Genomic DNA, 5,423 nt, shown 5'->3' on the forward strand with positions numbered 1-5,423 from the left:
AGGAAGTGCACGTGCCGGAGACCATTTCGGTCGCCGACCTGGCACACAAGATGTCGGTCAAGGCGGGTGAGCTGATCAAGGCCCTGATGAAGCTGGGCCAGATGGTCACCATCAACCAGCAGCTGGACCAAGAGACGGCCATGATCCTGGTCGAGGAAATGGGCCACAAGGCGCTGGCCGCCAAGCTGGATGACCCGGAAGCTTTCTCGGAAGAGGAAGAAGCCGCAGCCTCCGGCGAGGCGCTCTCGCGTGCACCGGTCGTGACGGTGATGGGCCACGTCGACCACGGCAAGACCTCGCTGCTGGACTACATCCGCCGCAGCCGCGTGGCCGCTGGCGAAGCGGGTGGCATCACGCAGCACATCGGCGCGTACCACGTGGAAACGCCGCGCGGCATGATCACCTTCCTGGACACCCCGGGTCACGCGGCCTTCACGGCGATGCGGGCTCGTGGCGCCAAGGCCACCGACATCGTGATCCTGGTGGTCGCGGCGGACGATGGCGTGATGCCGCAGACCAAGGAAGCGATCCACCATGCCAAGGCGGCGGGCGTGCCCATCGTCGTGGCCATGACCAAGATCGACAAGCCGGACTCGAACACCGAACGCCTGAAGGGCGAGCTGGTGGCCGAGCAGGTCGTGCCGGAAGAGTTCGGTGGCGAATCGCCGTTCGTGGGCGTGTCGTCCAAGACCGGCGTCGGCATCGACGAGCTGCTGGAACAGGTGCTGCTGCAGGCCGAAGTGCTGGAGCTGAAGGCGCCGGCGCAGGCAATGGCCAAGGGCATCGTGATCGAAGCCCGCCTGGACAAGGGCCGCGGCCCGGTCGCCAGCGTGCTGATCCAGTCCGGCACGCTCAAGCGTGGCGACGTGATCCTGGCAGGCTCCAGCTTCGGCCGCGTGCGTGCCATGCTGGACGAAGACGGCAAGGCCTTGGCCGAAGCCGGCCCGTCGATCCCGGTGGAAATCCAGGGCCTGACCGAAGTGCCGCAGGCAGGTGATGACTTCATGGTGCTGTCGGATGAACGCCGCGCCCGTGAAATCGCCACCTTCCGCCAGGGCAAGTACCGCGAAGTGACCTTGAACAGGCGCCAGGCTGCAAAGCTGGAGAACATGTTCGAGACCATGGGCCAAGGTGCTGCCCAGGCGCTGCCGCTGATCATCAAGGCCGACGTGCAAGGTTCGCAGGAAGCCCTGGCTTCTTCGCTGCTCAAGCTGTCGACCGACGAGGTCAAGGTGCAGATCGTGCACGCCGCGGTGGGCGGCATCAGCGAGTCGGACGTCAACCTGGCGATCGCCTCCAAGGCCATCATCATCGGCTTCAACACCCGTGCCGACGCGCAAGCCCGCAAGCTGGCCGAGCACAGCGGTGTCGACCTGCGCTACTACAACATCATCTACGACGCCGTGGATGAGGTGAAGGCAGCAATGGGCGGCATGCTGGCACCGGAGCAGCGCGAAGAAGCGCTGGGCACGGCCGAGATCCGCGTGGTCTTCGTGGCCTCCAAGATCGGCACCGTGGCCGGCTCGATGGTCACTTCCGGCCTGGTTCGCCGCAACGCGAAGTTCCGCCTGCTGCGCGACAACATCGTGGTCTACACCGGCGAAGTCGAATCCGTCCGGCGCGAGAAGGACGATGTCCGCGAGGTCAAGGAAGGCTTCGAGTGCGGTATCAAGCTCAAGAACTACAACGACATCAAGGAAGGTGATCAGTTGGAATTCTTCGAGGTCAAGGAAGTGGCACGCACGCTGTAAAAGCGGGGTCGGGTTTCACCCTAGAACCCCGCCGGAAACGGCGGGGTTTTTACTTCCGGAGCACATCCAGATGCGACACAAACGCAACATCCCCAACCGCAGCTTCCGCGTGGCCGACCAGATCCAGCGCGACGTGGCCGAGCTGATCCGCGACCTGAAGGACCCGCGCATCGGCATGGTCACGATCAATGCGGTCGAGGTCACGCCGGACTACGCGCATGCCAAGGTGCTGTTCTCGCTGCTGGTGGGCGATCCGGTTGAGACCGAGATCGCGCTGAACGAGGCTGCCGGCTTTGTCCGCAACGGCTTGTTCAAGCGCCTGGCCATCCACACCGTGCCAACGCTGCACTTCAAGTTCGACCAGACGACTTCGCGCGCTGCCGAACTCAGCAGCCTGATCAACCGTGCCAACGCCACCCGGGCCAAGGACGACGAACCCGGTGGTCCGCAGGACTGACCGAGTTTTCTCTTTTTCCAAGCCAACGCCGATGAATTCCGCCAAGCCCCGCATCCAACGTCGTGCCCTGCACGGCGTGCTGTTGCTCGACAAGCCCATCGGCCTGTCGAGCAACGATGCGTTGCAGAAGGTCAAGTGGCTGTACCGCGCCGAAAAGGCCGGCCACACCGGCACGCTGGACCCGCTGGCCACCGGCCTGCTGCCGATCTGCTTCGGTGCGGCGACAAAGTTCTCGCAGGTCAGCCTGGATGCCGACAAGGGCTACCTGGCCACGCTGCGGCTGGGCCAGACGACCGTGGGCGGCGACCGCGAAGGCGAGATCCTCGCCGAGCGCCCGGTCAATGTCACCGGCGAGCAACTGCTTCATGCTGTCGCCAGTTTCCTGGGCCCGATCGACCAGATTCCGCCAATGCAGTCGGCGTTGAAGAAGGATGGTCGGGCGCTGTACGAATACGCCCGCGCCGGCATCGAGGTCGAGCGTGCAGCGCGCCGGGTCACGATTCATCGGCTGGACATCGTCTCGTGGCAGCCTGACGAGTTGTTGCTCACGCTGGACGTGCGCTGCACCAAAGGCACCTACGTGCGCACGCTGGCCCAGGACCTGGGCGAGCTGCTGGGCTGTGGTGCCCACCTGGCTGCACTGCGCCGCACACACAGCGGCGGGCTGGGCCTGGCGCAGGCCGTGACGCTGACTCAATTGGCCGAGGAGGATGCCGATGCACGCGATGCAAGGCTGCAGCGGCCCGATACGCTGCTCGCTGACTGGCCGGCCCTGAGCCTGCCGGACACCGAAGCGGCCCGTTTTCTCACCGGATTGCGCCGTCGCGTGGCGCTTCCGGACACCCCGGCCGTGCGGGTTTACGGCCCTCAAGGAGCCGAGGGGCCGCTCCCGAGGTTTCTTGGCCCCGATTGCTCCGCTGCCTTTTTGGGCAGTGGCCACATTCTTGCTGGCGAATTGATCGCCGACCGCCTGCTCAGCCCCGTCGAGGTGCAGGCCTTGCTGGTTTCTTAGAAAGACCTCTCCCATGAGCCGACAGATCCGCAACATTGCCATCATTGCCCACGTGGACCATGGCAAGACCACCATGGTTGACCAACTGCTGCGTCAGTCGGGCACCTTCGCCGACCACGAGAAGGTGATCGACACCGTGATGGACAGCAATGCCATCGAACGTGAGCGTGGCATCACCATCCTGGCCAAGAACTGCGCGGTCAGCTGGGAAGGCACGCACATCAACATCGTCGACACCCCGGGCCACGCGGACTTCGGCGGTGAAGTCGAACGTGCGCTGTCCATGGTCGACGGCGTGGTGCTGCTGATCGACGCCCAGGAAGGCCCGATGCCGCAGACCCGCTTCGTGACCAAGAAGGCGCTGGCGCTGGGCCTGAAGCCCATCGTCGTCGTCAACAAGGTCGACAAGCCGGGCGCCAAGCCGGACGCCGTCATCAACGCTGCTTTCGACCTGTTCGACAAGCTGGGCGCCAACGACGAGCAGCTGGACTTCCCCGTCGTCTACGCCTCCGGCATCAATGGCTGGACCTCGCTGACCGAAGGCGCGCCCGGTGAACAGTGGGGCCCGGACATGTCGGCCCTGTTCAACACCGTGCTGCGTCACGTGCCGGCCCAGGAAGGCGATCCGGAAGCTCCGCTGCAGCTGCAGATCTCGGCACTGGATTACTCCACCTTCGTCGGCCGCATCGGCGTGGGCCGCATCAGCCAGGGCACGATCAAGCCGGCGATGGACGTGCTGGTGATGGAAGGCCCGGACGGCAAGGCCACCAAGGGCCGTGTCAACAACGTGCTGACCTTCCAGGGCCTGGACCGCGTGCAGGTCACCGAAGCCGGCCCGGGCGACATCGTGCTGATCAACGGCATTGACGAGATCGGCATCGGCGTCACCGTCACCAGCGTGGCCAACCCGGCTCCGCTGCCGATGCTGAAGGTCGACGAGCCGACGCTGACGATGAACTTCTGCGTCAACACCAGCCCGCTGGCTGGCCGCGAAGGCAAGTACGTCACCAGCCGCCAGATCTGGGACCGCCTGCAGAAGGAACTGCAGAGCAATGTGGCGCTGCGCGTCAAGGAAACCGACGAAGACGGCATCTTCGAGGTGATGGGCCGCGGCGAACTGCACCTGACCATCCTGCTGGAAAACATGCGCCGTGAAGGCTACGAGCTGGCGGTTTCGAAGCCGCGCGTGGTGTTCCACGACGTGGACGGCGTCAAGCACGAGCCGATCGAGCTGGTCACCGCCGACGTGGAAGAAACCCACCAGGGCGGCGTGATGCAGGCACTGGGCGAGCGCAAGGGCGAGCTGGTCAACATGGAGCCGGACGGCCGCGGCCGCGTGCGCCTGGAATACCGCATCCCGGCGCGTGGCCTGATCGGTTTCTCGAACGAGTTCCTGAACCTGACCCGTGGTTCGGGCCTGATCAGCAACATCTTCGATGGCTACGAGCCGCACAAGGGCGAGATCGCCAGCCGCAAGAACGGCGTGCTGATCTCGATGGATGCGGGTGAAATCTTCACCTACGCGCTGGGCAAGCTGGACGACCGCGGCCGCATGTTCGTCAAGCCGAACGATCCGGTCTACGAAGGCATGATCGTCGGCATCCACAGCCGCGACAACGACCTGGTCGTCAACGCAACCCGCACCAAGCAGCTGACCAACTTCCGCGTCTCGGGCAAGGAAGATGCGATCAAGATCACGCCCCCGATCGACCTGACGCTGGAATACGGCGTCGAGTTCATCGAGGACGACGAGCTGGTCGAGATCACGCCCAAGAGCATCCGCGTGCGCAAACGCCACCTCAGCGAACACGACCGCAAGCGCGCCTCCAGGGGCTGAATGGGGCACCCGGTCCCAGGAAATACCTGAGACCACCCGCCGAGCGGGTTGGCGGTGCCGCCTTGGGGCGGCCCGGCGCCGGCCCCGCTCTGCGGTCTCGCTGTGAAAGCCGCCTTCGGGCGGCTTTGTTCTTTTTGACGCGTAGCAGTGATGGAACCAAGACAAGCAATGGGTCACGGCCGAGCCGTGGCGACGATGATGCTGGCCACCTTGATGTGGAGCATCGCTGGCGTGGTCACGCGCCAGCTCGACGCGCCCGGGCTGGCGGCCGAGCAGACCTTCTGGCGTAGCGCCGGTGCGGCCGCGTCGCTGGCGCTGCTGTTGCCGTGGCTGATGGGGAGTGAGGCGCTGCGGCGCTCGCTCACG

4 protein-coding genes are annotated in these 5,423 nt (G+C 65.1%); all 4 read left to right on the forward strand.

Features of this window, described 5'->3' with window-relative positions; all coding sequences use genetic code 11:
* Window positions 1–1,751: translation initiation factor IF-2 (infB, locus tag FKP22_RS19890; RefSeq protein ID WP_141289438.1), on the forward strand; the 1,751-nt coding region annotated here is incomplete at its 5' end.
* Window positions 1,752–1,821: 70 nt separating this feature from the next.
* Window positions 1,822–2,208 (forward strand): 30S ribosome-binding factor RbfA, encoded by a 387-nt coding sequence (rbfA, locus tag FKP22_RS19895; RefSeq protein WP_141289439.1) that lies wholly within the window; start codon window positions 1,822–1,824, stop codon window positions 2,206–2,208.
* A 31-nt stretch (window positions 2,209–2,239) separates the two neighbouring features.
* On the forward strand, window positions 2,240–3,220 hold the full coding sequence (gene truB, locus FKP22_RS19900; RefSeq protein WP_141289440.1) for a tRNA pseudouridine(55) synthase TruB: 981 nt from the start codon (window positions 2,240–2,242) through the stop codon (window positions 3,218–3,220).
* Window positions 3,221–3,233: 13 nt separating this feature from the next.
* On the forward strand, window positions 3,234–5,057 hold the full coding sequence (typA, locus tag FKP22_RS19905) for a translational GTPase TypA (protein ID WP_141289441.1): 1,824 nt from the start codon (window positions 3,234–3,236) through the stop codon (window positions 5,055–5,057).
* Window positions 5,058–5,423: the final 366 nt, after the last annotated feature.

Source organism: Ideonella azotifigens, from assembly GCF_006519715.1.
GTDB classification, from domain to species: Bacteria; Pseudomonadota; Gammaproteobacteria; order Burkholderiales; family Burkholderiaceae_C; genus Ideonella; species Ideonella azotifigens.